At 57.4% G+C, this 24,873-nt stretch carries 23 protein-coding genes; 14 read left to right on the top strand and 9 right to left on the bottom strand.

What is annotated here, in order from left to right; all coding sequences use genetic code 11:
- Nucleotides 1-50: 50 nt before the first annotated feature.
- From cpaB to pdeM, 14 genes are all read left to right on the top strand, one after another.
- Nucleotides 51-932, top strand: coding sequence for a Flp pilus assembly protein CpaB (cpaB, locus tag ACR0D6_RS12795; protein WP_170651418.1), 882 nt, complete (start codon nt 51-53; stop codon nt 930-932).
- 197 nt (nt 933-1,129) lie between these two features.
- Entirely contained in the window at nt 1,130-2,536 is a 1,407-nt protein-coding gene (locus ACR0D6_RS12790) for a type II and III secretion system protein family protein (RefSeq protein WP_480765769.1), read from the top strand.
- A 16-nt stretch (nt 2,537-2,552) separates the two neighbouring features.
- Complete coding sequence (locus tag ACR0D6_RS12785) at nt 2,553-3,182, top strand: OmpA family protein (protein WP_480451134.1); 630 nt, start codon at nt 2,553-2,555, stop codon at nt 3,180-3,182.
- 184 nt (nt 3,183-3,366) lie between these two features.
- Nucleotides 3,367-4,602 (top strand): CpaE/TadZ family protein, encoded by a 1,236-nt coding sequence (locus ACR0D6_RS12780; RefSeq protein ID WP_480765768.1) that lies wholly within the window; start codon nt 3,367-3,369, stop codon nt 4,600-4,602.
- A 22-nt stretch (nt 4,603-4,624) separates the two neighbouring features.
- Nucleotides 4,625-6,073, top strand: coding sequence for an ATPase, T2SS/T4P/T4SS family (locus ACR0D6_RS12775; RefSeq protein ID WP_170651414.1), 1,449 nt, complete (start codon nt 4,625-4,627; stop codon nt 6,071-6,073).
- Between the two features lie 11 nt (nt 6,074-6,084).
- Nucleotides 6,085-7,053 carry a type II secretion system F family protein gene (locus ACR0D6_RS12770; RefSeq protein ID WP_480451138.1) on the top strand — a complete coding sequence of 323 codons (969 nt, stop codon included), beginning with the start codon at nt 6,085-6,087 and terminating at the stop codon, nt 7,051-7,053.
- Nucleotides 7,054-7,062: 9 nt separating this feature from the next.
- The gene (locus ACR0D6_RS12765) at nt 7,063-8,043 is read left to right on the top strand and encodes a type II secretion system F family protein (RefSeq protein ID WP_170651412.1); all 981 of its coding nucleotides are present in this window, start codon (nt 7,063-7,065) and stop codon (nt 8,041-8,043) included.
- 10 nt (nt 8,044-8,053) lie between these two features.
- Nucleotides 8,054-8,635, top strand: a complete 582-nt coding sequence (locus ACR0D6_RS12760; protein WP_480451140.1) for a tetratricopeptide repeat protein — start codon at nt 8,054-8,056, stop codon at nt 8,633-8,635.
- A 29-nt stretch (nt 8,636-8,664) separates the two neighbouring features.
- Entirely contained in the window at nt 8,665-9,513 is an 849-nt protein-coding gene (locus ACR0D6_RS12755) for a tetratricopeptide repeat protein (RefSeq protein ID WP_480451142.1), read from the top strand.
- A gap of 4 nt (nt 9,514-9,517) precedes the next feature.
- Nucleotides 9,518-10,063, top strand: a complete 546-nt coding sequence (locus ACR0D6_RS12750) for a prepilin peptidase (protein ID WP_480765767.1) — start codon at nt 9,518-9,520, stop codon at nt 10,061-10,063.
- A 118-nt stretch (nt 10,064-10,181) separates the two neighbouring features.
- On the top strand, nt 10,182-11,489 hold the full coding sequence (locus ACR0D6_RS12745) for an ATPase (protein ID WP_170651408.1): 1,308 nt from the start codon (nt 10,182-10,184) through the stop codon (nt 11,487-11,489).
- Complete coding sequence (locus ACR0D6_RS12740) at nt 11,486-12,286, top strand: NAD(P)-dependent oxidoreductase (protein ID WP_480765766.1); 801 nt, start codon at nt 11,486-11,488, stop codon at nt 12,284-12,286. Before ACR0D6_RS12745 ends, ACR0D6_RS12740 begins: the two co-directional genes overlap by 4 nt.
- 42 nt (nt 12,287-12,328) lie before the next feature.
- The gene (locus ACR0D6_RS12735) at nt 12,329-14,740 is read left to right on the top strand and encodes a ligase-associated DNA damage response DEXH box helicase (RefSeq protein ID WP_480765765.1); all 2,412 of its coding nucleotides are present in this window, start codon (nt 12,329-12,331) and stop codon (nt 14,738-14,740) included.
- Nucleotides 14,741-14,783: 43 nt separating this feature from the next.
- Entirely contained in the window at nt 14,784-15,446 is a 663-nt protein-coding gene (gene pdeM / locus ACR0D6_RS12730) for a ligase-associated DNA damage response endonuclease PdeM (RefSeq protein ID WP_480765764.1), read from the top strand.
- A 1-nt stretch (nt 15,447) separates the two neighbouring features.
- Here pdeM and ACR0D6_RS12725 read toward each other — a convergent pair whose 3' ends face one another.
- From ACR0D6_RS12725 to pal, 9 genes are all read right to left on the bottom strand, one after another.
- Nucleotides 15,448-16,035: a LytTR family DNA-binding domain-containing protein gene (locus ACR0D6_RS12725; RefSeq protein WP_480765763.1), complete on the bottom strand. Its 588-nt coding sequence runs from the start codon at nt 16,033-16,035 to the stop codon at nt 15,448-15,450.
- 395 nt (nt 16,036-16,430) lie between these two features.
- Complete coding sequence (gene folD, locus ACR0D6_RS12720; RefSeq protein ID WP_480451154.1) at nt 16,431-17,321, bottom strand: bifunctional methylenetetrahydrofolate dehydrogenase/methenyltetrahydrofolate cyclohydrolase FolD; 891 nt, start codon at nt 17,319-17,321, stop codon at nt 16,431-16,433.
- A 54-nt stretch (nt 17,322-17,375) separates the two neighbouring features.
- Nucleotides 17,376-17,681, bottom strand: coding sequence for a chorismate mutase (locus tag ACR0D6_RS12715; RefSeq protein WP_480451155.1), 306 nt, complete (start codon nt 17,679-17,681; stop codon nt 17,376-17,378).
- Nucleotides 17,682-17,738: 57 nt separating this feature from the next.
- Nucleotides 17,739-19,415, bottom strand: a complete 1,677-nt coding sequence (locus ACR0D6_RS12710; protein WP_480765762.1) for a formate--tetrahydrofolate ligase — start codon at nt 19,413-19,415, stop codon at nt 17,739-17,741.
- A 165-nt stretch (nt 19,416-19,580) separates the two neighbouring features.
- Nucleotides 19,581-20,156 (bottom strand): MOSC domain-containing protein, encoded by a 576-nt coding sequence (locus ACR0D6_RS12705; protein WP_480765761.1) that lies wholly within the window; start codon nt 20,154-20,156, stop codon nt 19,581-19,583.
- 97 nt (nt 20,157-20,253) lie between these two features.
- Nucleotides 20,254-22,170 (bottom strand): ATP-dependent zinc metalloprotease FtsH, encoded by a 1,917-nt coding sequence (gene ftsH / locus ACR0D6_RS12700; protein WP_170651399.1) that lies wholly within the window; start codon nt 22,168-22,170, stop codon nt 20,254-20,256.
- Between the two features lie 77 nt (nt 22,171-22,247).
- Entirely contained in the window at nt 22,248-23,501 is a 1,254-nt protein-coding gene (gene tilS / locus ACR0D6_RS12695) for a tRNA lysidine(34) synthetase TilS (protein ID WP_480765760.1), read from the bottom strand.
- On the bottom strand, nt 23,498-24,325 hold the full coding sequence (gene ybgF / locus ACR0D6_RS12690; RefSeq protein WP_480765759.1) for a tol-pal system protein YbgF: 828 nt from the start codon (nt 24,323-24,325) through the stop codon (nt 23,498-23,500). The genes tilS and ybgF overlap by 4 nt, the downstream gene beginning before the upstream one ends.
- Before the next feature lie 4 nt (nt 24,326-24,329).
- Nucleotides 24,330-24,833, bottom strand: coding sequence for a peptidoglycan-associated lipoprotein Pal (gene pal, locus ACR0D6_RS12685; protein ID WP_170651396.1), 504 nt, complete (start codon nt 24,831-24,833; stop codon nt 24,330-24,332).
- Nucleotides 24,834-24,873: the final 40 nt, after the last annotated feature.

Genomic DNA, 24,873 nt, shown 5'->3' with positions numbered 1-24,873 from the left:
GCACTGCGCCAGCGGCTGCACGTTTGACGGAATACGAACGAGGTGTGTGAATGCGAGCTGTTTTTGGTCTTGTCCTGATTTTTGGGGTCGCGTTGGCGGGGGGTGCCGTTTACATGGCCCGAAACTATATTTCGGCCCATCAGGCCGAACTGGCGCGCGAGCGTCAGGCGCGCGCTGAGGCGTTGGCGAACGCGCAGGTCGAAACCGTCCCCACTGTTAATGTCATTGTGGCGAACCGCCCCCTGAAATACGGAGAGCGCCTGACCGAGGAAGATGTGCGCGTGGTCGGATGGCCCGAAAACGCGATTCCCGAAGGAACGTTCACGGAAATCGCCGTTCTGTTCCCCGATCAGGCGGACAATGAGCGTTTCATTTTGCGGACAATGGAAAAAGACGAGGCGATCATGGCCGTCAAGATCACCAAACCCGGTGAGGCGGCAGGGCTGACATCGCAACTTGAAAAAGGCATGAGGGCGTTCGCCATCAGCGTGGATGTGGCGTCGGGCGTATCCGGTTTTCTGCGCCCCGGGGACACCGTTGACGTGTATTGGACGGGATCACTTCGCAACATCTCTACCGATGTGGAAGGTGAGATCACGCGCCTTATTCAACCCAATATCCAGCTGATTGCAGTTGACCAATCGGCGGGTTCGGACGTAACCGGCACGACCATCGCCAGAACGGTAACCGTTGCAGCCACACCAGAACAGATCGCGGCCCTCGCCCAAGCGCAAAACACAGGGCGGTTGTCCCTGGCATTGGTCGGTATTCAAGACGACACGATCGCCAGTGCGATTGAGGTCGACCAACGTAAACTTCTGGGCATTGAGGCTGCTGCACCGGTCATCAAAAAGGTCGAAGAAAAGGTCTGCACCAACCGTGTTCGCAGAGGCGGTCAGATTCAGGTCGAACAGATCCCCTGCACCAACTAACTGACTGCTATTCAGCTGTTAAACTTTCCTGGGCCGCACAATTTGTGCGGCTCAAGTTTTTTGCATGTTGCCCATTATCCACATAAGGAACCTTCCGGAAACCCTTGATTATTGCATAAAATCGGGAAATCGCGCACAGTCTGGCATCATAGGGCGTAAGACCCAAAAAACGAGGCGTGATCGGAGAGGCAGGTCACATGACATTAAGTTCCTGGATCAGGTCAACCCTGTTGGGGTTGGCACTTGTTATGAGCCCGGTCGGCCATGCCGCCTGGGCTGAAAATCTTCGAATCGTGAAGAACGGGACGGCGGAAACGCTCGAAGTTCCGATGAATCGCGCGATCGTCGTAGAAAGCGAGCAACCCTTTGCTGAGCTCAGCATTGCAAACGCGGGGATTGCTGACATTTCTTCTCTGTCGGACCGGACGATCTATGTCCTTGGTAAGTCCCCCGGGTTGACGACACTGACCCTGTTCGACCCCGGTGGAAATCTTATCACAAACGTGAAAGTTCGCGTTGCACCCGATGTGACCGAATTCAAGGAGCGTCTGAGACAGATTCTGCCGAACGAATCAATCGAAGTTCGCACGGCAAACGATGGCATCGTCCTGTCCGGAACCGTTTCCAGCGGCGCGCGACTGGATCGTGCACTGGAGCTGGCCGAACGTTATGCGCCTGAGCGGGTTTCGAACCTGATGAATGTGGGCGGCGTACAGCAGGTGATGCTTAAAGTTCGGTTTGCCGAGATGAACCGCGCCGTGGCAAAATCGCTGACAACGTCTCTTGGCTTCTCCGGCACAGATGTTACAGCCGGTTTCCAGTCGTTGAACACGCAAAATGCGCTGAACAGAGCGTTGAACGGCAACATTCCGAATGGTCAAACCAATACCGGTGCAATTCTGTTTGGCTTTGGTGTCGGGTCCACCCAGGTAGCGCTTATGTTGGAAGCCCTGGAAACCAAAGGACTTGTCCGCAGTCTGGCCGAACCGAACCTGTCAGCCCTGTCCGGGCAGGAAGCTACATTCCTGGCGGGTGGCGAGGTTCCAATTCCGGTCCCGCAGGAAGACAACGTAATCACCATTGATTACAAGCCCTTCGGCGTAGAAATGAAGTTCGTTCCGCGGGTGGTGGATGGTGATCTGATCAACCTGGAAATGGTCGCGTCGGTTTCGGCTATTGACCCCAACACCAGCTTTACATTCAACGGTGACACTATCCCCAGCTTTATCAGACGGGAAACCGCCACAACCGTTGAACTGCGAGACGGAGAGAGCTTTGCCGTTGCTGGTTTGATCCAGGATGATTTCAGGGACCTCAACACGCAAGTCCCATGGATTGGCGACGTGCCGGTTCTGGGTTCGCTTTTCCGCAGTGCGGATTATCAGCGTGAGCAAAGTGAACTGATCATTATCATCACCACCCATCTGGTATCGCCCACACGCGGAGAAGCACTGGCCTTGCCAACGGACCGCGTCAAACCGCCAAGCGAACTTGATCTGTTCCTGAACGGCCACGTGTCCAGAACCGTTCGCGCCGGAAGCGGAGCCGCCGCAGAAGTCGCCAAGCAGGACTTTGGCGGGTCCTACGGTTATGTTCTGGACTGATAGGAGGATAGGACCAATGCAGAAGTGGATCATCACACTGGGCCTAACGGTCGCAGTCGCCGCCTGTTCTCGGGAAGCTGGATACGAGATTGATCAGGGAACGTTTGGCAACGCGAATCTGAACAATATCCAGGTCATGAACGGTGAACTGACCTATGGGCAGATTCTGAATCAACGCTTCTCCAATGAGGTGCCGACACAGATCAACTTTGCCTTCGACAGCACAAAGCTTGATGCTGCGGCACAGCAGACGCTGACTCAGCAGGCAAATTGGATCCGGCAGTTCCCCGAAGTCCGCTTCCGGGTTTACGGGCATACGGATTCGGTCGGCTCCGCGGCTTACAACAAGAGCCTCGGCTTGCGTCGGGCCCAAGCGGTTGTAGCGTTCTTTGCCAGCCAGGGTATTTCCCGGTCTCGCCTTGAAGCCGTTGTTTCCTATGGTGAAAACAGGCCGCTGATCTCAACGCCCGATCGCGAACGGCGCAACCGCCGGACTGTGACAGAGGTATCTGGTTTCGTCGATCGGCATCCGAATATCCTGGACGGAAAATACGCGCATGTCGTCTATCGAGAGTACATCGACAGCGCGACGACTGTTTCCAGCGTCACCGTTCAAAGCCGTGCCGGAAACTTCGCTGACGAATAACAATACTGTGTAATTGGGCGGCATCGTCGCCCAATTCCCTACAATTGGTTCTTTTGCGCCAAATTCTCGCCAAACTTCCGGGCAACATTTTCAACAATGGGTGACTTGCGGCCATTTTGACCGCTTTGGGGCGACTGTGTTTGCTCGGATGGCCGGCCAAGTCTCTACAACGAGGATTCTGTTAATGACCAGCGCTACGCCGCAAAACGACGCGAATTCAATTCTGGCCTGTACGGTTAGCCGGGATGTGCAGAATTTTGATCTGCTGATCGAAGATATGGAAGCCGCGTTGGGGGAAAGCTGGGGCGATCTGGGTTTTGCCGAGGCGCTTGCCTTTTTCAGTCAGCCCGAAGCAGAAACCCTGCAATTCATTGCGCTGGCCATAGATGGCGAAGATGAAGACAACCTTTCACTGATGGGTGAGATCATTTCTCAGGCCAAAGCGAAAGGTATCAAGGTCGTTCTGATCGCCGAGGACGTTTCTCCTGCCTCACTTCACCAGCTGTTGCGCAAGGGCGCCGACGAATTCGTCCCCTACCCTCTTCCGGAAAAAGAGCTGCAGGAAGCGATCGAACGTATGAATCGGCCCGAACCTGCGGCAGCGGCGCATCCGGAACGTACCAACCTGTCCGGTGGAGAGTCCAAAGAGGGCGCCATGTTCGTCGTTCAGGGCCTCGCGGGCGGTGTCGGCGCAACAACGATGGCAGTCAATCTGGCTTGGGAGCTTGCCACGGTCTCGGCCAAGGAACCGCCAAGCGTGTGCCTGCTGGATCTCGACCTGCAATATGGCAGTGTCTCCACATATCTGGACCTGCCGCGACGCGAGGCGGTCTTTGAAATGCTGTCCGAAACCGAAACGATGGATGACGAAGTTTTCGGCGCCGCACTGCAAACCTTCGAAGACAAGTTGCACGTATTGACTGCGCCAACCGACATGGTTCCGCTGGACATCATCACCCCCGAAGACGTCCAGCGCGTCATCGACGTGGCCCGTGCGCAATTCGACTATGTGGTTGTCGACATGCCCAAGACCCTTGTGCACTGGTCGGAAACCGTACTGCATGCCGCACATGTTTATTTCGCACTGATTGAACTGGACATGCGTTCCGCCCAGAACGCCCTGCGCCTGAAACGCGCGCTGCAGGCCGAGGATTTGCCCTTTAACAAGCTTCGCTTTGCGTTGAACCGTGCGCCAAAGTTCACCGATCTCAGTGGCAAAAGCCGGGTCAAGCGTATGGGGGAAAGTCTGGGAATTTCGATCGACCTTCTGCTGCCGGACGGTGGCAAACAGATCATGCAAAGCGGCGATCACGGGCTGCCACTGGCCAGTTCGGCCGCGAAAAATCCGCTTCGCCGTGAAATCGCTAAACTCGCACAATCGCTTCACGTCCTGGGAACCAGTGACGCCGAAGCAGCCTAAACCCAACCCGAGGGGGGGAGCCGTGTTTTCAAGATACAAAAAACAGCCTGCAGCGCAGCCTGTAGGAGCTGCCGCCAAAACCCCAGCGGCCGAAAAGCCGGCAACCACGCCCGAAGCGGCGGCCAAGCCAACGGCCATTGTCCGCAAGCCTGTGGCAAAAAAGTCCGCCGAGGTAACCTCTTCTGACCGTGATCGAAAGCGGAAAGAGCGCCTGGGTGAAATCAAGATCGAACTTCATCGGGAACTCCTTGAAAACCTGAACCTCGCAGCGCTTGAAAACGCAGCAGAGGCAGAATTGCGCGCCGAAATCAGCTCGATTGCCAGCGAGGTTCTTGAGGCGAAAAATATCGTTCTGAATCGCGAAGATCGCACGCAGCTGAACAAGGAACTTTATGACGAGGTGACCGGCCTTGGCCCGCTGGAAACACTGCTTCAGGACGATACGATCAACGATATTCTGGTGAACGGGCCGCAACAGATTTTTGTCGAACGCGCCGGTAAGCTGGAACTCAGCGATATCACCTTCAAAGACGAAAAGCACCTTCTGCGCATCATCGACAAAATCGTGTCCGCGGTGGGTCGTCGTGTCGACGAATCCAACCCTTACGTGGACGCGCGTCTGGCTGACGGGTCTCGTTTCAACGCCATGGTGCCACCGATTGCCGTGGACGGATCGCTTGTCTCGATCCGGAAATTCAAAAAGGACAAGCTTGGCATTGACGATCTGGTCAATTTCGGCGCCTTCACCGAGGAAATGGCTGCTTATTTGCAGGCAGCAGTCTCGACCCGCCTGAACGTGATCGTTTCGGGTGGTACCGGTTCCGGTAAGACGACCACGCTAAATGCCCTATCCAGCTTTATCGACGATGCCGAACGCATCCTGACCATTGAGGATACGGCGGAACTTCAGCTTCAGCAGACTCATGTGGGGCGGATGGAAAGCCGCCCGCCGAACGTCGAAGGCAAGGGTGAAGTCAGCCCGCGTGACTGTCTGAAAAACGCCCTGCGTATGCGCCCCGACCGTATCATTGTCGGTGAAACCCGGGGCTCCGAGGTAATCGACATGTTGCAGGCGATGAACACTGGCCACGACGGTTCGATGACTACAATCCACGCCAACTCGGCCCGTGATGGTATTTCGCGCCTTGAGAACATGATCGCCATGGCCGGTATCGAGATGCCGATCAAGGCAGTGCGCAGCCAGATCGCCAGCGCTGTAAACTTGATCGTACAAGCCAGCCGTTTGCAGGACGGTTCACGCCGCATGACTTCGATCACCGAGATAACCGGTATGGAAGGTGACGTGATTTCCATGCAGGAAATTTTCCGTTTTCAGCGCTCGGGCCTGACACCTGACAATAAGATCATCGGACATTTTACGGCAACCGGCGTGCGGAGCCACTTTTCCGAACGCTTCCGTCTTTGGGGCTTTGACCTGCCCGCGTCCATCTACGACCCGACAACGATGTAGGAGAACCAGTTATGCAAATCAGCATGGAGCCCCTCATCTATGGCCTTATCTTCATCGGGGTATTTGCCCTGGTCGAAGGTATCTATCTGGTCGCGTTCGGAAAATCGATCAGCCTGAACAGTCGGGTCAATCGGCGCCTGGATATGCTCGACAAAGGAGCCGGACGCGAACAGGTGCTGGAACAGCTGCGCAAGGAAATGCAGCAGCACATGAAATCGCAGACCATCCCGCTGTATTCGCTTTTGGCTGATAAGGCACAAAAAGCGGCGATTGCGTTTACACCTAGGCAGCTGATCATGATCATGGCGCTGGTTTCGGCGCTTGCATTTGTGGGCCTGAGCGTCGGAACCAACACGGAAACACCGATCCGAGCGGCGCTGTCTGTCTTAATTGGAATCGGTGCCGTTTACATGTGGGTCAGCAAAAAGGCCAAAACGCGCATGGGCCTTCTGGAAGAGCAACTGGCCGATGCCGTTGAACTGATGGTTCGATCCTTGCGTGTCGGCCACCCCTTCATCTCATCCATCCAGATCGTCGCCCGGGAAACGCAGGACCCTATCGCGACCGAGTTCGGCATTATTTCCGATGAATGCTCGTACGGGCGCGATGTTGGTGAGGCGCTCAAGGAAATGGCGACGCGTCTAGATATGCAGGATCTTCGCTTTCTGGCTGTGGCCGTTGCCATTCAGCAGCAATCAGGCGGTAACTTGGCTGAAATTCTGGCAGGACTGGCCAAAGTGATCCGGGCACGCTTTCGCCTGTTCCGGCGCGTCAAGGCAATCACGGCCGAGGCGCAATGGTCGGGCAAATTCCTGTCTGCCTTCCCCCTCGTCTGTCTCGGTGTCATTCTGATTAACGACCCCGGGTATTATGACGATGTCGTCGACCATTACCTGTTTATCCCCGCCTGTTTCTTTGTTGGCATCATGCTGACGGTAAACCTGATCGTCATGCGCGTGCTGACCAACATTAAGGTGTAAGGACAAGCCATGGAATTTCTTACCCGTATCAACGACATTCTGACAGAAAACTTCGGAGAGTTCGGACCACTGATCGTCGTCGGCGTTCTGGGGCTGTTCATGATCCTTCTGACCCTCCCGTTCTTGCTGAACCAGCCAGAGGATCCGTTGAAAAAGCTGCAGCGTAGCAATGCAGCTTCGAACAAATCCAAGAAGTCGGACAAAAAAGACAGGCTGCGTACTGCGGGTCGGAACGAGCAACTTGAAAAGTTCGCGACGTTTCTTGAGCCGCAGAACGAAGAGGAGCTTTCTGCCGTACAGCTCAAGTTGCGCCAGGCGGGATATCAGTCCAAGGATGCGGTCCGATTCTATCACTTTGCCCAGTTCGCATTGGGGATCGGTGGCCTGCTGTTTGGCGTTCTGCTTGTAACCGTGTTTTCAGGCGGACAGGAATTTACGGGCCAGCAACTGCTGCTGCGCGTTCTCGGCCCGGGCATCGCGGGGTATATGGTTCCAAAATATTGGGTCACGCGCCGCGTCGCTGAGCGCAAGGACAACATCACGGCCGGTTTTCCGGATGCGCTGGACATGATGCTGGTTTGTGTCGAAGCGGGCCAGTCTCTGGATCAGGCAATTGTTCGTGTGGCTGCGGAATCGCAAGCCTCATATCCCGACATCGCTCAGGAGTTCGAAGTCGTGGCTCATGAAATGAAGGCAGGCAAGGACAAGGACACCGTTTTGCGCGACATGGGAACACGTTGCGGTGTTCAGGACGTAAGTTCGTTCGTGACCGTGATGATCCAATCGGCGACATTCGGTACGTCGATCGCCGAAGCACTTCGCGTCTATGCAGGTGAAATGCGTGACAAACGTGTGATGCGCGCGGAAGAGGCCGCTAACAAGTTGCCAACCAAGATGACACTTGCCACAATGATGCTAACGGTGCCGCCGTTGCTGATCATTCTGGTCGGTCCTTCAGCGAAAGGCATCATGGACCTGCAAAACATGTGAGCGACCTGAAATGAAAAACCTGGGCGAGCGAACATATGCACGCCTCCGTAATTCCCTGAAAGCCATCGCAGTTCTTGCTGCGGTGGCTTCGTGCACTGAGCCCGGATCACAAAATGGCCCCTTCCCTCCCGGTGTGGATCCGCAAGGCCAGTCGGAAGACGGCGTGGAAGTCGGCAACAGGCTGATGGAAGCCGGTCAGTTTGAGCTGGCGCTCGACGCGTTCACGCGGGCGGCGTTGGAAGACGGTATGACGACGGAAATCCTGACCTCGATGGGAACCGCCAATTTGGGTCTGAAACGGCTGGGGCAGGCAGAAACCCTGCTGCGTCGTGCTGTGGAAGATGACCCGGACTGGCCCGTTGCATGGAACAATCTGGGCGTTCTGCTGATGGAAACCGGTGAATACGCAGAAGCCGCGCAGGTGTTTCGAAGGGCGTATGCACTGGACAATGGCGAAAGTGACTCAATCCGGGACAATCTGCGGTTAGCACTCGCAAAAATGGAAAATCCTGTTAATAATGATGTCCAAGAAGAAGAATTTAAATTGGTGCGACGGGGTGAAGGCGATTTCGTCATCCGCAAGACACCTTGATTGAGGCAAGTGCAGTAGAGGACGCAAAAATGCGCCATCCATTCCTGATTCCGACCATGGTGACATTCGGGCTGCTGGTTTCGGCCTGCTCGGACAAATCCGAAGATACAGTTGAACGTACATTTCAGGATGTGAACGTCATCGACGAAACCAACCTGAATGACGTCATGCTAAGCGCGGCAGATCCGAACGAAGCGGTCACCTATTTCCACGGGGCCGCAAGCAAGAACCCGGGGCGGGCGGATTTACAGCGCGGTCTTGCGATCTCGTTAACCCGCGCCAGAAGGTATACCGAGGCTTCCTCGGCCTGGGCCAAGCTCGTTGGCATGAAGGGCTCAAACGTTTCTGATAAGGTCGACTATGCCGATACTCTGGTTCGTGGTGGAGAGTGGGACCGCGCCAAGGAAGTGCTGAACTCGATTCCACCCACGCATGAATCGTTCGAACGCTATCGGCTTGAGGCGCTTGTGGCCGATTCCAACAAGGATTGGAAACGGGCCGATCACTTTTATGAGACAGCAGTTGGCCTGACCACGCGCCCGGCGGGCGTCATGAACAACTGGGGATACTCAAAACTCACACGCGGGAACTATTCCGACGCCGAGCGCCTGTTCTCTGAGGCTATCCGTCAGGACAAGTCACTGTTCACGGCCAAAAACAACCTCGTCCTGGCCCGCAGCGCGCAGGGAAACTATTCCATGCCGGTCATTCCCATGACGCAGGTGGAACGCGCACGGCTGCTGAACACGATGGCGATTTCCGCCGTAAAACAAGGCGATGTGACAACAGCCAAAAACCTGCTGCGCGAGGCGATAGCAACGCACCCGCAACATTTCGATGAAGCTGCACGGGCGCTGAGCGCGCTGGAAGAAGCATAGGTCCATGTCCATCCCCGCTGCGGCGGCACTATGGTTTTTGCCGTTTGTGCTGCCAATTTGCTTTTACGTCGCCTTCACCGACATGCGTGAAATGCGGATCAAGAACCACGCGGTTGTTGCGTTGGCGGTCGTATTTCTGGTCGTTGGACTTTTCGTTCTGCCGCCGTGGTCCGATGAATGGAGCCAGGGCCACATTGGTCCACTGGCGGTATCCCTGCCCTCTTATGCTTGGCAATTGTTGCATCTGGTCGTCATTCTGATCATCGGCATTCTTCTAAACGCCGGAGGCGCAGTTGGTGCTGGCGATGCCAAATTCGCGGCCGCGGCGGCGCCGTTCATCTGGACCGCTGACTTTCGGCTGCTCATGGCAATTTTTACCGCGACGATTCTGGGCGCCTTCGCCGCGCATCGGATCGGTAAATATACCGGATTGCGCCGGATCGCGCCCGAGTGGGAAAGCTGGGAAAAAGGCAAACTTTTTCCGATGGGCCTGACGCTCGGGGGAACACTCGCCATCTACCTGATACTTGGTGCAATGTTCGGTTCCTAAACCACCATTTACGCGCCTTGCCTGCGCCTTTGTCCTGCCACAAATCTGCGACAGATTTTCCACAAGCGGCCTCTACCGTATTGAATTGACGTGCAACCTTGACAGACGAGCGACGCTCATGAACATGCAAACCACTTCCGTTCTGGCCCCCCCTGCCCCGAAGGGCCTTGAGGAAATGCAGCTTCCGCTCGTGATGATGCGGGACATTCTGCTCAAGACTATTTTCCGCAAAAACGTATCGATTGTCAGCGAGATCGCAGAAGCCATCTGTCTGCCCGGTTCCGTAACCCAGGAACTGGTCGATATTGCGCGGGAACAAAAGCTGCTTGAGGCAACCGGTACGCTGAACGCCAACAGCGGCAACGAAATGGGGTATCAGCTGACGGATGCAGGCAAGGCGCGGGCGCTGGATGCGCTGAGCCAGTCCGAGTATTTCGGGGCCATGCCCGTTCCGCTGGCTGTCTATCGCGAACAGGTCAAACGCCAATCGATCCGCAACATTCAGGTCACGCGCGATCAGCTGGTCGGGGCGATGGGGCATCTGGTTCTACCAGACAGCCTGCTGGATCATCTGGGTCCCGCAGTCAGCGCAGGTCGTTCAATCCTGATGTACGGACCGCCCGGAAACGGTAAATCCTCGATCTCGAACGGGATCCGAGATGCGTTGGGCGACAATGTCTATGTTCCGCGCGCCATCGAATATGCCGGTCAGGTCATCACTGTATATGACCCGATCGTTCACAACGCGATCGAGCAGGAACCCGACGATCCAAATAGCCTGCGTCGCCGCAAACGGTTCGATACCCGGTACGTGATGTGTGAACGCCCCACAGTTGTGACCGGTGGTGAACTGTCGCTGAACATGCTGGATCTGGTTTATAACCCGACCGCGCGAACGTACCAGGCGCCGCTGCAGTTGAAATCCACCGGCGGCATCTTCATCGTTGATGACCTTGGGCGTCAGGCGGAACCACCACAGGCGCTGATCAACCGCTGGATTGTTCCTCTGGAAGAGAACAAGGATATTCTGGGCCTGCAATCCGGCGAAAAATTCGAGGTTCCGTTCGACACGCTGGTCATCTTCTCGACCAACTTCCACCCGAACGAGATCTTCGACCAGGCGGCGTTGCGGAGGATTTTCTTCAAGATCAAGATCGACGGCCCGAATCAGGAGAACTTCCTGAAAATCTTTGCCATGGTCGCTCGTAAACGCGGCATGCCGCTGGACGAGGCCGCACTTGTTCACCTGCTCAAGGTCAAATACCCGACGATCAATAATATCTATGCGAACTATCAGCCGATCTTTTTGATCGATCAGATGATTGCGATCTGCGAATTTGAGGGCATTCCTTATCAGATGAGCCCTGACCTGATAGATCGGGCGTGGGCCAACATGTTCGTAAAGGACGAGCATATCGTCAAATGATCGGCCTTGCAGGATGTGGACGCATGGGCGCGCCGATGCTGGCCACCCTGCTGCGCGCGGGGTTTGAAGCCAGAGGTTTCGACACGCGCCCGAGTTCCGAATTCGGGGTCCTGTCCGCGCATGTAAGCAATGATGTAACGGCGTTCGCATCCGGCTTGCGGACATTGATTACGGTCGTGCGCGATATCCCCCAGACCGAAGATGTTCTGTTTGGCGCTCAGGGCTTTGCAAACATTGATACGCTGAAGCAAATCATCATTTGCTCGACGCTTTCCCCACGATATGTGCTGGATCTGCGCAAACGGATACCACCAACCGTCAGCCTGATCGATGCCCCGATATCCGGTGCACAAATAGCCGCGCAAGAAGCGCGTTTATCGTTCATGCTGGGTGGGACCAATGCGGATCTGGACGCCGCGCAACCACTTTTTGATGCAATGGGTGCGCATTTCCATCGGATGGGCCCGTACGGTTCAGGCATGCAGGCAAAAGTGCTCAACAATCTGCTGGCAGCTTCGAATACTGCGATGACGCGGCTGGTGCTGGAGTGGGCGCAGAATTCCGACCTCGACGAAGGCAAGCTATTGCAGTTGATCCACACAAGCTCGGGCCAGAACTGGTTCGCGTCAAATTTCGACCAGATCGAATTCGCCCGGGATGGATACTCTACTGAAAACACGATTGGCATTCTGGAAAAGGATGTCGAGAGCGCTCTGGATGGTGTGCCGGAAGAGTTGGATAGGTCACTTCCGTTGGCCGTCAGGGACGCAATCAGAAACCTGACGGAAATGCGCTGAGAAGCCGTTTCCGTCCCGCTGGGACACGGGTATCCTGCATGTATGACGCAGATTCCCGCCTCGATCAGAAACTGGTTCACATCAAGGGGCTGGACTGTTCATCCCCATCAAAAGGACCTGTATGCGCGTGCGGCCGATCCTGCCACGCTAATGATCGCGCCAACCGGCGGTGGCAAGACAATGGCAGGGTTCCTGCCCACGTTGGCAGAACTGGCGGACGGTTCCCATACCGGATTACACACGCTTTATGTCTCACCCCTGAAGGCGCTGGCCGCTGACATAAAGCGCAATCTGCGAACTCCGGTGGATGAGATTGGCCTGCCCATTCGCATCGAAGACCGGACTGGCGATACCTCGGCCACGCAGAAAAAGCGTCAGCGCGCAGACCCGCCACATATCCTGCTGACAACACCTGAAAGTCTGGCATTGCTCACCTCATACGAGGACGCGCCCCGCATGTTCAACGGATTGCAGCGCGTGATCGTCGATGAAATCCACGCCCTTGCAGAAAGCAAGCGTGGCGATCAATTGATGCTGGCGCTGGCGCGGTTGCAAGCGTTATGCCCACAGCTCAGACGCGTTGGGCTGTCGGCTACTGTCGAGGACCCGACGGCGATCGCACAGTTTCTGGCACGCCACCCGGACCCGTGCGCCATCGTTCAGGCCGATCCCGGCCCCGATCCCGATATCTCAATGCTCAAGACCGATGAGAAACCACCCTGGTCAGGGGGCGGCGCGGCCTATTCGATCCCTGCGGTTCTGGATCAGATCAGGCGGCACCAAACAACATTGATCTTTCACAACACCCGCGCGCAGGCCGAAATCTTTTTTCGCAACCTCTGGCTGGCCAACGACGACGGACTGCCAATCGGCATTCATCATGGGAGCCTTGACCGGCAACAGCGTGAGCGGGTCGAAGGCGCGATGGTGTGTGGTGAACTGCGGGCCATCGTGTGCACAGGTTCACTGGATCTGGGCATCGACTGGGGCGATGTGGATCTGGTGATCCAGATCGGCGCGCCCAAAAACGTCAAACGTCTGGTGCAGCGCATTGGCCGTGCAAACCATCGATACAACGCCCCCTCCAAGGCGCTACTGGTTCCAGCGAACCGTTTTGAGGTAGTCGAGTGCGTGGCAGCGCTTGAGGCCGTCAGAGAGCATGATCTGGACGGAGACCCGCGCGGCCCCGGCCCCCGCGATGTACTGAGCCAGCACATCCTGATCGCCGCAGCGGCTGGCCCGTTCGATGCGGACGCACTTTTTAACGAAATGGTGTCAGCCGGGCCATACGCCAACCTGACCCGCCCCGAGTTCGATGCCTGTCTCGAATTTTGCGCCACGGGCGGCTACGCCCTGCGCGCCTATGACCGCTGGCAGCGTTTGCAGCAGCGCCCCGACGGGCGGTGGCAATTGCGCGATCCACGCGCGGCACAGCGGATTCGCATGAATCTGGGGACCATCCAAGATACGGACACGCTGAAGGTTCGCCTGAAACGCAACCGGGGCGGCAAACCACTGGGAGAGGTCGAAGAAGCGTTTGCCGCGTCGCTGACCCCCGGCGATACCTTCCTGATCGGAGGGCAGATCGTCCGCTACGAAGGACTGCGCGAAATGGTGGTCGAGGTGACCCGGCGTGCAGACAAGAAGCCCAAGATCGCCACCTTTTCCGGCACGAAATTCGCAACCTCGACGCAGCTGAGCGACCGGATATTGCGAATGTTCGCCCAGAAAGACTGGCCGCAACTGCCGCAGCACACCGCAGAGTGGCTGGCGCTGCAGCGGGACGTCTCGCGCCTGCCCCGGCGCGACCGTTTGCTGATTGAAAGCTTCCCCGAGGACCGGCGCGAACATATCTGCGTCTATGGGTTTGCAGGGCGCAATGCACAGCAGACCCTTGGCCTGTTGCTGACCAAACGCATGGAGGAATTGGGGCTGGCCCCTCTTGGCTTTGTCGCAACGGATTACGCCACATTGATCTGGGGGCTTGATGCGGTCACCGACCCACGCCCGCTGTTTCACATCGACGCGTTGCGCGAGGGGCTGGAAACATGGCTGGCAGGAAATGCGGTGATGAAACGGACCTTTCGGGCATCCGCCACCATTGCTGGCCTCATCGAGCGCAACACTGGTGGTCAGCGCAAAACCGGGCGGCAGGCGACGTTTTCTTCCGATATCCTGTACGACACGCTGCAAAAATACGACCCCGACCATCTGCTGATGCAGATCACTCGCGAAGAGGCCATGCGTGGTCTGGTGGACTTCGGTCGCATCGAAGCAATGATCGGGCGGATCAGCGGCCAGATTGATCTGGTACGTCTGGATCGCGTGTCGCCACTGGCAGCACCGCTGTTTCTGGAAGTTGGCAAGGTGCCGGTCAAAGGCGACGCCGAAGAACGCTTGCTGGCCGAAGAAAGTGACAAGCTGCTGCAAACTGCGGGTTTAACACCCGGCTAGAAATGGCCTTGAAAAGACAGTCGAAACCAGCAAAGAACGTAACATGAACGGATGGGATTTTTCTTTTGCGGAAACGCGGCTGTGTGCGCTCGGCTCGGGCGCTCTTTGGTGGCCCGGTCAGTCGACGCTGTGTGTCTCGGATCTGCATCTTGGAAAATCCGAACGTATCGCACGCAGGGGCGGCCCATCGCTGCCCCCGTACGAAAGCCGCGACACACTGAACCGGCTTTCTGATGACATCGAGCGCACGGGCGCCGAAACGGTGATCTGTCTGGGCGACAGCTTTGACGACCTCATCGCCTCGACTGCTATCCCCGAGGCTGAGAGGTTGCAGATTTCGGCTCTACAGGCGGGGCGGCGATGGATATGGATCGAAGGCAATCATGATCCCGGCCCGGTTGAGCTTGGCGGGACGCATTTGGCCGAGTGGAAATGCGAAGGTCTGGTTTTCCGGCACATCGCGGAACCCGGTACTACGGCAGAGGTGTCGGGACACTATCACCCCAAGGCGCGCGTCCGGACCCGTGGTCGATCCATCAGTCGCCCGGCCTTTCTGGTCGACGACAATCGGCTGATATTGCCAGCATACGGCACCTATACCGGAAGCCTGCGTAGTTCAGAACCGGTGCTGTCCAAACTTATGCAATCCAACGCGGTGGCCATTCTGACCGGTGCGCAACCCCGCGCCATTCCCATGCCGCGCTGATCTACAACACGCCCGCCTGTTCCAACATCGGTCGGTACTTCCGGCTGACAGGAACAAGATCACCGTTTTTCAAACGCAGATGAGTTTTGCCTGCCGCACGCTCTGCCCCGACGATCGCGGCCTCAGTCACCCAATGGGACCTGTGCGTGCAATGCCCCGGCATCGGCTCCATTTCGTCAATTGCGTCTGTGAACCTTGAGCGAATGGTAAATGTTCCGTCCGAGGTGACGATGTCCACGTTGTGATCACGAACCGTCAGCCGGTAGATTTCGCCATTGAAGGACGCCGGTAACCGCTTTGTCATACGCGGTCGGATTTCGACATCTTCACGCGGCGCATATGCTTCGCCCCGCCGAATCAACAACAAGCCCGCCGCAAACAAGGCGCCATAAGGCGCAACGGTCAAAAACGCAGGACGGGCCAAACCTTCGTATGTCAGGAGCAATGAAACCAACGCCCAAAGCAACGGCGTAAACAAAACGGCAATCAATACGGCAAATGTCAGGTCCTGAGCGACCTGCTTCAGATTACCCCATCGCCGTTTAACCAAATCCCCGGATGTCCACGTCACCACTACCGCCAAGAGCATCACGCAGCTCCAGAACAGGAATCGGCACCCAAAGGAAAGTTCCACATGGTGAAACGGCGGCACGGCGTAGCTGAGCAAAAATACAAAAACTAAACCGGAAACCAGCCTGAGTGGACCATGTACAAACAAAATTGATTTCAGTTTTGACCGCATGCCAAAATTGCTAACCACCTTCCCGATTGCCGGTCTAAATCTTCGGGAACCGTTACAGCACCAATTGCTCGACCGGAAATTCTGTATAACATTCAATGGAATGCAAGAAAACCGTTTGTTGGCCTCACTACGGAACCAGCCGAGTTTTTCGACGGTAAATTCACGTGGTCTCGGGTGAAAAGCGCGATGGCTGCGCGCGGCAGGCTTCACCGGGCCGCAATAATTGCGGCCCGGTGTATTACTCAGGCCGTCAGACCTTCGGGTTCAGGCAGGCCGTTGGCACGGCAGCAGGCCGTCAGGGTATTGGCCAGCAGGCAGGCAATGGTCATCGGACCAACACCACCAGGAACAGGTGTGATTGCGCCGGCAACCTGCGAAGCGCTTTCGTAGTGAACGTCGCCAACCAGCTTGTTCTTGCCATCACGCTCGATCCGGTTGATGCCGACGTCGATGACGGTGGCGCCTTCCTTGATCCAGTCGCCCGGCACCATCTCGGGGCGCCCAACGGCAGCGACAACAATGTCGGCGCGACGGACAACATCGGGCAGGTCCTTGGTGCGCGAATGCGCGATGGTTACCGTGCAGCTGTCACCCAGCAGCAGCTGTGCCATCGGCTTACCAACAATGTTCGAACGTCCCACAACAACCGCATCCATACCGGAAAGCGAACCGTGGTGGTCACGCAGCATCATCAGGCAGCCCAGCGGCGTGCAGGGCACCATCGATTTCTGGCCGGTACCGAGCAGACCCACATTCGATATATGGAATCCATCGACATCCTTGGCCGGGTCGATGGAATTGATCACCAGATCTTCGTTCAGATGCTTGGGCAGCGGCAGCTGCACCAGAATGCCGTGGACCGCCGGATCATTGTTCAGCTTGTCGATCAACGCCAGCAGATCCTCTTCCGAGGTCTCAGGATCAAGCTTGTGTTCGTACGAGTTCATACCGACTTCGACGGTCATCTTGCCCTTGGAACGAACATAGACCTGGCTTGCGGGGTCTTCACCAACAAGAACCACGGCAAGGCCCGGCGTGATGCCGTTTTCTTCTTTCAGTTTCGCAACCTGATCCGCCACTTGGGCGCGCACCTTGGCCGCAAAGGCCTTACCATCGATGACTTGGGCTACCATCCATTGATCCCTTCTTTCAAAAGCTGATCGGGCGCGATCATCGCGCCCGGTCGTTCAGTCCGCGCCGATCACACGTTCTTCACGCGCAATCGACCAGTCAATCAAAATTCGCCAGAGATTTTCGGCCAAGTCGGGGTCCATCCCCGCCTCGCCCGCGCTGGCGCGAACATTCTGCACCACTTGTTCGACCCGTTCCGGAATACGGGCTGGCAGACGCTCACCCGGTTTCAACTCAGCGGCGCGGTCGATGTAACCTGCGCGCGTAACCAGCATGTCGATCAGATGCCGGTCAAGTTTGTCGATCTGAACCCGCAGTTCCCGCATCGTGGCGCAATCCTGCGGAGGTGTCAGAGTGGGCATGTCGGTCTCCTCATGGCCCGGGGATTCCCCGGACCACGAGATGTCGTATTCAGCGGCTTAGAACAAGCCCTCGATCTCACCTGCGTCATTGAGGCAGATGGTTTCAGCAGCCGGTATACGCGGCAGGCCGGGCATGGTCATGATCTCGCCACAGACAACCACGATGAAACCTGCACCTGCGGACAGGCGAACCTCACGCACCGGAACCGAGTGGCCGGTGGGTGCACCACGCAGGCTGGGATCGGTCGAGAACGAGTATTGGGTTTTCGCCATGCAGACCGGCAGGTTGCCATAGCCTGCTGCTTCCCACTCGTGCAGCTGGTTGCGGATCTTGGCATCGGCCAGAACTTCATCAGCACGGTAGATGCGCTTGGCAATGGTTTCGATCTTTTCGAACAGCGGCATGTCGTCCGGGTAAATCGGCGAGAAGTTCGCGGTGCCTGCATCGGCCAGCTCGACAACCTTATGAGCCAGATCTGCAGAGCCTTCCGACCCCAGTTCCCAGTGACGCGAAAGAATCGCTTCGACACCATGTTCCGCACAGTAGTCGCTGACGGCCTTAACTTCGGCATCCGTGTCGGTGACGAAGTGGTTGATGGCAACAACAACCGGCACACCGAACGATTTGACGTTCTCGATGTGACGACCAAGGTTGGCGCAACCGCTGACAACTGCATCAACGTTTTCCGCGCCCAGATCGGCCTTGGCAACGCCGCCGTTCATCTTCATCGCGCGCACGGTGGCGACCAGCACCACGGCCGACGGGGCGATGCCCGCCTTGCGGCACTTGATGTTCATGAACTTCTCAGCACCCAGATCGGCACCGAAACCGGCTTCGGTCACGACATAGTCGGCGACTTTCAGAGCGGTCTTGGTCGCGATGACCGAGTTACAGCCATGCGCGATGTTCGCGAACGGACCACCGTGGACGAAGGCCGGGTTATTTTCCAGCGTCTGCACCAGGTTCGGCTGCATCGCGTCCTTCAGCAGAACGGTCATAGCGCCTTCAGCCTTGATGTCGCGGCAGTAGACCGGGGTCTTGTCGCGGCGGTAGGCTACGATGATGTCACCCAGGCGCTTTTCCAGATCTTTCAGGTCGTTTGCCAGGCACAGGATCGCCATGACTTCGGACGCCACGGTGATGTCAAAACCTGCTTCACGCGGGAAGCCGTTCGATACACCGCCCAGCGAGCAAGTGATCTGACGCAGGGCGCGGTCGTTCATGTCGACCACACGGCGCCATGCGACGCGGCGCATGTCGATCTTCTGCTCGTTACCCCAGTAGATGTGGTTGTCGATCATTGCCGACAGCAGCGAGTGGGCCGAGGTGATGGCGTGAAAGTCACCTGTGAAGTGCAGGTTCATCTCTTCCATCGGAACAACCTGCGCGTAACCGCCACCTGCAGCGCCGCCCTTCATGCCGAAGTTCGGGCCAAGCGAGGCTTCGCGGATACAGATCATCGCGTTTTTACCGATGCGGTTCAGGCCGTCGCCCAGACCAACGGTGGTGGTGGTTTTACCTTCACCTGCCGGGGTCGGGTTGATCGCGGTCACAAGGATCAGCTTGCCATCTTTGCGGTCCTGAACCGAGTTGATAAAGTCCTGGCTGACCTTTGCTTTGTCATGGCCATAGGGCAGCAAATCCGCGGATTCGATGCCGATTCTTGCGCCGATTTCCTGAATCGGCTTCTTGTTCGCCTCGCGGGCGATTTCGATGTCGGATTTGTAGCTCATTGGGCAGGGTCCCTGGTTGAATTCCGTGCAAAACCGACGCGCAGCGTCGGCGCTGTGCAATCCATACCGTTGTGTACAATTGAGATGGATATAGATTCCGACATAATCATGCCGTGAAGCGGCGTCGCCTCGATTCGGTGTGTTCTAATCCATCGGATTAAAGCACTATGGCGCCCAGTTTCGCTGATCCGGCACATACAAAGCCAATGCATCACCAAGTGCCAGCGCGCCCGGGCGTTCAACCCAGGCTGTGACGCCCCGACGATTTTGGGCTGCCGGTTTGAATGCTGCACCGTATCCCGGTGAAACCGACTCGATCTCGCGGCCGGGTATGACGCAGGGGCGGTTTTCCATATCCACGGTCAAAGTCAGACCGCCCGATGCCTGCAACCTGGACGATGGCGGGATATGGGTGAAATCGGGTATTCCCCGCACGACGACGCTTGCCCCCAGCAGCGCCGGTTCAAGCCGGTCCAGCCCCATCTCGGCAGCGATTACATCCAGTTCTTCTGCCGACAACACCGTAAGCTGGCGGACATTCCGGATTTCGGTCCCCACCGGGTAAAGGTTTTTCACACGCACGCAGGAAGCGCGATTGACGCCTTCGTGCCGGGCGCCCCGATCGCCCGGGAAATCCAGTTCCAGCGTATCAACAGGTGTCGCGCGCAACGATTGTCCATGTGGGACATGTCCAAGCCAGACAACTTCGCCCGAGAATTCCGTTTCACGCAACACCGGCATGCGGTCCCTCATTCCATTCGATGATCACCGCGATACTAATAGTCGGTACCAAAGGATTGAAAAGTAAAAAGACCCGGGAATTCCCGGGTCTTTTGGATCAGGCCGTCGGTTCAGGCTCCATCCCGCCTTCGGGCGGTGCCTTCTTGGGCTTGGTCTTGGGAATGGCGGTTACGCTTGGCGCGCTGCCTTCATCCGGCTTGTCGCCTTCGTCATCACCATCGCCGGGCGACTCGCCGTTCATAACGCGTTTGATCTCATCGCCAGTCAGGGTTTCATATTCCAGCAGACCCTGCGCAAGACGCTCCCATTCTTCATTGTGGTCGGTCAGAATCTTGTGGGCGCGTTCATACCCTTGCTGAATCAGGTTTTTGACCTCTTCTTCGATCAGCTCTTTTGTATGAGCTGAAACCGAGAAGCCCGCCGTGTTGCCGGAATATCCTTCATGCGCTTCGGCATAGTCGATATTGCCGACCTTGTCGGACATACCCCAACGCATCACCATAGCGCGCGCCAACTGGCTTGCCTGCTGAATGTCACCCGCCGGGCCGTTCGAGACGTGGTCTTCACCGTATTTGATGATCTCGGCGGCCTTGCCTGCCATAGTCATGGCGAGTTTTTGTTCGCACTCGTCCTTGTGCCAGTTCAGACGGTCGATTTCAGGCAGGGAAACCACCATACCCAACGCACCACCGCGCGGGATGATCGTTGCCTTGTAGACCGGATCGCATTCGGGAAGAACCAGACCAACAACAGCGTGGCCCGCTTCGTGATAGGCGGTCTTTTCTTTCTGGTCCTGTGTCAGCACCATTGAGCGGCGCTCGGCCCCCATCATCACCTTGTCTTTCGCGTTCTCGAAATCTTCCATGGTGACAAAGCGACGGCCAACACGTGCAGCCATCAGCGCGGCCTCGTTCACGAGGTTGGCCAGATCAGCACCCGAGAAACCCGGCGTGCCGCGCGCGATGATGCGCAGATCGACGTCGGGGCCCAAGGGCGTCTTGCGGGCGTGGACGCCCAGAATTTTCTCGCGGCCCTTGATGTCGGGATTGCCGACAGTGACCTGACGATCGAACCGGCCCGGACGCAGAAGCGCGGGGTCCAGAACGTCCTTGCGGTTGGTGGCCGCCAAAATGATCACGCCTTCGTTCGCCTCGAACCCGTCCATCTCGACCAGCAACTGGTTGAGGGTCTGTTCACGTTCGTCGTTACCACCGCCATAGCCTGCGCCACGATGGCGGCCCACAGCGTCGATTTCGTCGATAAACACGATACAGGGCGCGTTCTTCTTCGCCTGCTCGAACATATCGCGGACACGCGACGCACCGACACCGACGAACATTTCGACAAAGTCCGAGCCCGAAATGGTAAAGAACGGCACACCTGCCTCACCCGCAATCGCGCGGGCCAGCAGCGTCTTACCAGTACCCGGAGGGCCAACCAGCAGTGCGCCTTTGGGAATCTTGCCGCCAAGACGCGAGAATTTCTGCGGGTTACGCAGGAATTCGACGATCTCTTCCAGCTCTTCCTTGGCTTCGTCGATCCCAGCGACGTCATCAAAGGTCACGCGGCCATGCTTTTCGGTCAGCATTTTCGCTTTGGACTTGCCAAAGCCCATCGCGCCGCCTTTGCCGCCGCCCTGCATCCGGTTCATGAAATAGACCCAGACGCCGATCAGCAGCAGGAAGGGCAGCAAAGTGATGATGAAGGACTGGAACCCCGATTGCTGCTGCTTTTCGGCCCGAACGGGGATGTCCTTGTCGATCAGCAGTTTCGTTACCTCGGCATCGGTCGGCTTGATGGTCACGTAGTCCTTGCCGTCATTGGTTCGATACCGGATTTGTTCGCCGTCCAGCGTCACATTCTTGACTTCGCCCGCATCCACCGCGCTGACAAAATCAGAATAGGTTCTTTCATGGCTCTGGAGCGTTCCACCAGTGCCACTGAACAGGTTGAACAGTGCCAGGATCAAAAGGAACAAGACGACCCAGAAGGCGATATTTCGAGCGTTGCCCAAGGAAATTCTCCCAAAACGTTTCGGCAATTAAGGGGACTGCCGGGTTATCCCTTAAAATAGAGATGATTGAGGCAGGTTCAATGCGATAAAAGCGATGCGTAGAACTCTTCGGCTTTGGCATGGGTTTCGGCCCGCCAGCCGTTGGGAAATCCGGCCAGCGGTGCGGCCAGCAGTTCCTCTCCGTCCCAGACAGCCGGAGTGGAAATCAGCGCGGCCCTTGGCCTTCCGGTTTCACGCCAGTCCGGAATGCGGCGCAACCCGTCTTCTCCCAAAGCTTTCACCCGGGCGGTGTCAGGTCCTGCACCTGTCACAATCCACCTGCCATCCCAGCATTGCCCGGAGCGACAGATTTCATCGCGAACCGCGTTAAATTCCCTGCAAAACCGCACTTTACCGTTGGCAGGCACATACACGCAGCCACCGAATACGCCTGACTCTCCGTTGCGCACCGACGCTATGGCCTGCTCGACTGCGCCCTTGCGTGGCGGATATTCCTTACGGCCCATCCATGAAACGATTCCAGCGATCAACCTCCGAACGATTTCGTCCGGCAACCCGGCAAGGCCATCGACGTCAACCAACACATCGCCTGCATCCACCTGCGTTACCTTGCGTGCGGATTCCTGCGCAAACTGCTCCAAAGCTTCACGGGCTTGTGTCAGATTGTCGGCGACGCGTGAAAGTGTTTCAGCGGTAATTCCCAGCGGCGCGAGCCCGGCCAGCGCCTCGCGCGCCTTTATCCGGTCAAATCTGGTGTCCTGATTCGAAGGATCCTCGACCCATCCAATACCCTCAGACTTCAGAAAGGCGCGCAGACGGGCGCGCGTAATTCCAAGCATCGGACGCAACAACTGCACGCCGTCCTGAAGACGCGTAACAGGCATGGCCGCCAAACCGGTGACACCGGCCGAACGCCCCAGCCGCATCAACACCGTTTCGGCCTGATCATCGGCGGTGTGTCCCAACACAATGGCATCGATTCTGTTGCGATCTGCCCAGTCAGCAAGCAACCGATACCGGGCGCGTCTGGCCTGATCCTGCAAGTTTCCCGATCCGTCCCATCCGCCCCAATTCAGGATTTCGTGTGGAACATTCAGCCGCGCGGCGAGTTCAGCCACCGATGCCGCTTCTGTCGCGGATTCGGGCCGCAGCCCATGGTCAACGGTCGCCGCCAGAACCTCGGTGCCTTCCTCATTCGCGATACCTGTGATCAGGCACAGCAAGGCAACGGAATCCCCGCCGCCAGAGACGGCCACACCCAGTCGTTTTGGTAACACCGAGGCAAGCCGCGCCCGAATTTCGGCCCGAAGTGTTTCTGCCTGTAAGGTCAAGAACAGCCCAAGGATGCCATTTCTTGCGTCGCATCCGCCACCGAAGTCGACGTCGGGAAGCGAACCCCAACCTCGCCCAACGTTATGCAGGCCTGATCGGTTTGACCCAACCGCCCAAGTGCCGCGCCAAGTTCATACAGTGCCTCAGGCGCTACCGGACCTTCCGATGCGCCTGTAAAACTGGCAAGGAACGCCCGCGCCGCTTCGCGCGTGTCACCCAGACCTTCCAAAGCCTGCCCCCGTTTCAGGTGGGCTTCGGGCGCCAGAGGGCTACCGGGATAAGAGGTGTCAAACTGCGTGAACATGTTTGCCGCCGACTGGAAATCTCCATCTGCCAAAGCCTTTGCAGCCGCATCAAAATCTGCCCGCTCGCCAATCGCCAGCTCACCCTGTTCATCGCTGGCGGGTTGCGCGGGGTTCGAGGGATTTGCCGCCACTACGGGCGCATCGCCGCCACCCAGCGTCGAGGTTTCGCCAAGCGTGCTCAGGTCACCGCCTTCAAGTTCAACCAGCCGGAACTCAAGATCGCCAATCCGGTTGGTTCCATCGGCCACGATGTTCTCGATACGCTGGTTCATCTGCTCTGTCTGGCGCGTCAGGCGCTGCAACTCGGCCTCGATGGTGTTCACCCGTTCCAGAACGGTATCGCCGGACAGGTTTGGCGCCGGTGAACCAGTGGTCGAAAACTCGCGCTTCAGACGCTGAATTTCGACATGCAGAATTGTCAGCTCCTGACGGATATCCGCCAGTGTCTGCTGATCCTGCGCTTGCGCAACGCCAGCGGTCGCGATGACCGCCGCCAGAACCAAACCTGCAATTCGCATTCTGTTACCCCGTCGTTGAACCCGTCAGCACAGTCACGGCCCGACGGTTCTTGGAATAGCACTCCTCGGTGCTGCAAATCTCAATCGGGCGTTCCTTGCCATAGCTGATGGTCTGAAGGCGGTTGCCAGCAACACCGCGCGAAATCAGGTATTCACGCGCCGCATTTGCACGCCTAGCGCCAAGGGCAAGGTTGTATTCCCGCGTGCCTTGTTCATCCGCGTGCCCTTCGATGGTCGCGTTGAAATCGGGATTCGCCATAAGCCACTCGGCCTGCCCCTGAAGGGTCGTCTGCCCCTGTGCCGTCAGCGTCGACTGATCCACCTGAAACAGAACCCGATCACCGACCGCCTGCTGGAAATAGGCGGGTGAGCGCGGATCGCTGGGCGAGCCCGGCACGACCGAGCCACTGCCGGTTCCGCCTCCGCCAAGTCCGGATGGATCGTTGTTGCTGCAGGCGGCGATCAGCGTCAGCGCGCCCAGAGCAGCTATTTTGCCCAATACGTTCATTCCAATGCCTCGTGTTCGATTTGTTATTGGCCTCTCTCTA

Source organism: Ruegeria sp. BJ6, assembly GCF_056537885.1.
This window is presented reverse-complemented; position numbering and strand designations above follow the sequence as displayed.

Excerpts from the sequence above, each read along its gene's own strand:
- ACR0D6_RS12755 (WP_480451142.1), top strand. The coding sequence starts at position 8,665 with ATGCGCCATCCATTCCTGATTCCGACCATGGTGACATTCGGGCTGCTG.
- ACR0D6_RS12705 (WP_480765761.1), bottom strand. The coding sequence starts at position 20,156 with ATGCCGGTGTTGCGTGAAACGGAATTCTCGGGCGAAGTTGTCTGGCTT.
- ACR0D6_RS12750 (WP_480765767.1), top strand. The coding sequence starts at position 9,518 with ATGTCCATCCCCGCTGCGGCGGCACTATGGTTTTTGCCGTTTGTGCTG.
- ACR0D6_RS12740 (WP_480765766.1), top strand. The coding sequence starts at position 11,486 with ATGATCGGCCTTGCAGGATGTGGACGCATGGGCGCGCCGATGCTGGCC.
- cpaB (WP_170651418.1), top strand. The coding sequence starts at position 51 with ATGCGAGCTGTTTTTGGTCTTGTCCTGATTTTTGGGGTCGCGTTGGCG.
- ACR0D6_RS12765 (WP_170651412.1), top strand. The coding sequence starts at position 7,063 with ATGGAATTTCTTACCCGTATCAACGACATTCTGACAGAAAACTTCGGA.
- ACR0D6_RS12785 (WP_480451134.1), top strand. The coding sequence starts at position 2,553 with ATGCAGAAGTGGATCATCACACTGGGCCTAACGGTCGCAGTCGCCGCC.
- ACR0D6_RS12745 (WP_170651408.1), top strand. The coding sequence starts at position 10,182 with ATGAACATGCAAACCACTTCCGTTCTGGCCCCCCCTGCCCCGAAGGGC.
- ACR0D6_RS12735 (WP_480765765.1), top strand. The coding sequence starts at position 12,329 with ATGACGCAGATTCCCGCCTCGATCAGAAACTGGTTCACATCAAGGGGC.
- ACR0D6_RS12790 (WP_480765769.1), top strand. The coding sequence starts at position 1,130 with ATGACATTAAGTTCCTGGATCAGGTCAACCCTGTTGGGGTTGGCACTT.
- ACR0D6_RS12725 (WP_480765763.1), bottom strand. The coding sequence starts at position 16,035 with ATGCTCTTGGCGGTAGTGGTGACGTGGACATCCGGGGATTTGGTTAAA.
- pal (WP_170651396.1), bottom strand. The coding sequence starts at position 24,833 with ATGAACGTATTGGGCAAAATAGCTGCTCTGGGCGCGCTGACGCTGATC.
- ACR0D6_RS12770 (WP_480451138.1), top strand. The coding sequence starts at position 6,085 with ATGCAAATCAGCATGGAGCCCCTCATCTATGGCCTTATCTTCATCGGG.
- ACR0D6_RS12710 (WP_480765762.1), bottom strand. The coding sequence starts at position 19,415 with ATGAGCTACAAATCCGACATCGAAATCGCCCGCGAGGCGAACAAGAAG.
- pdeM (WP_480765764.1), top strand. The coding sequence starts at position 14,784 with ATGAACGGATGGGATTTTTCTTTTGCGGAAACGCGGCTGTGTGCGCTC.
- ACR0D6_RS12760 (WP_480451140.1), top strand. The coding sequence starts at position 8,054 with ATGAAAAACCTGGGCGAGCGAACATATGCACGCCTCCGTAATTCCCTG.
- ACR0D6_RS12715 (WP_480451155.1), bottom strand. The coding sequence starts at position 17,681 with ATGCCCACTCTGACACCTCCGCAGGATTGCGCCACGATGCGGGAACTG.
- ACR0D6_RS12780 (WP_480765768.1), top strand. The coding sequence starts at position 3,367 with ATGACCAGCGCTACGCCGCAAAACGACGCGAATTCAATTCTGGCCTGT.
- ybgF (WP_480765759.1), bottom strand. The coding sequence starts at position 24,325 with ATGCGAATTGCAGGTTTGGTTCTGGCGGCGGTCATCGCGACCGCTGGC.
- folD (WP_480451154.1), bottom strand. The coding sequence starts at position 17,321 with ATGGTAGCCCAAGTCATCGATGGTAAGGCCTTTGCGGCCAAGGTGCGC.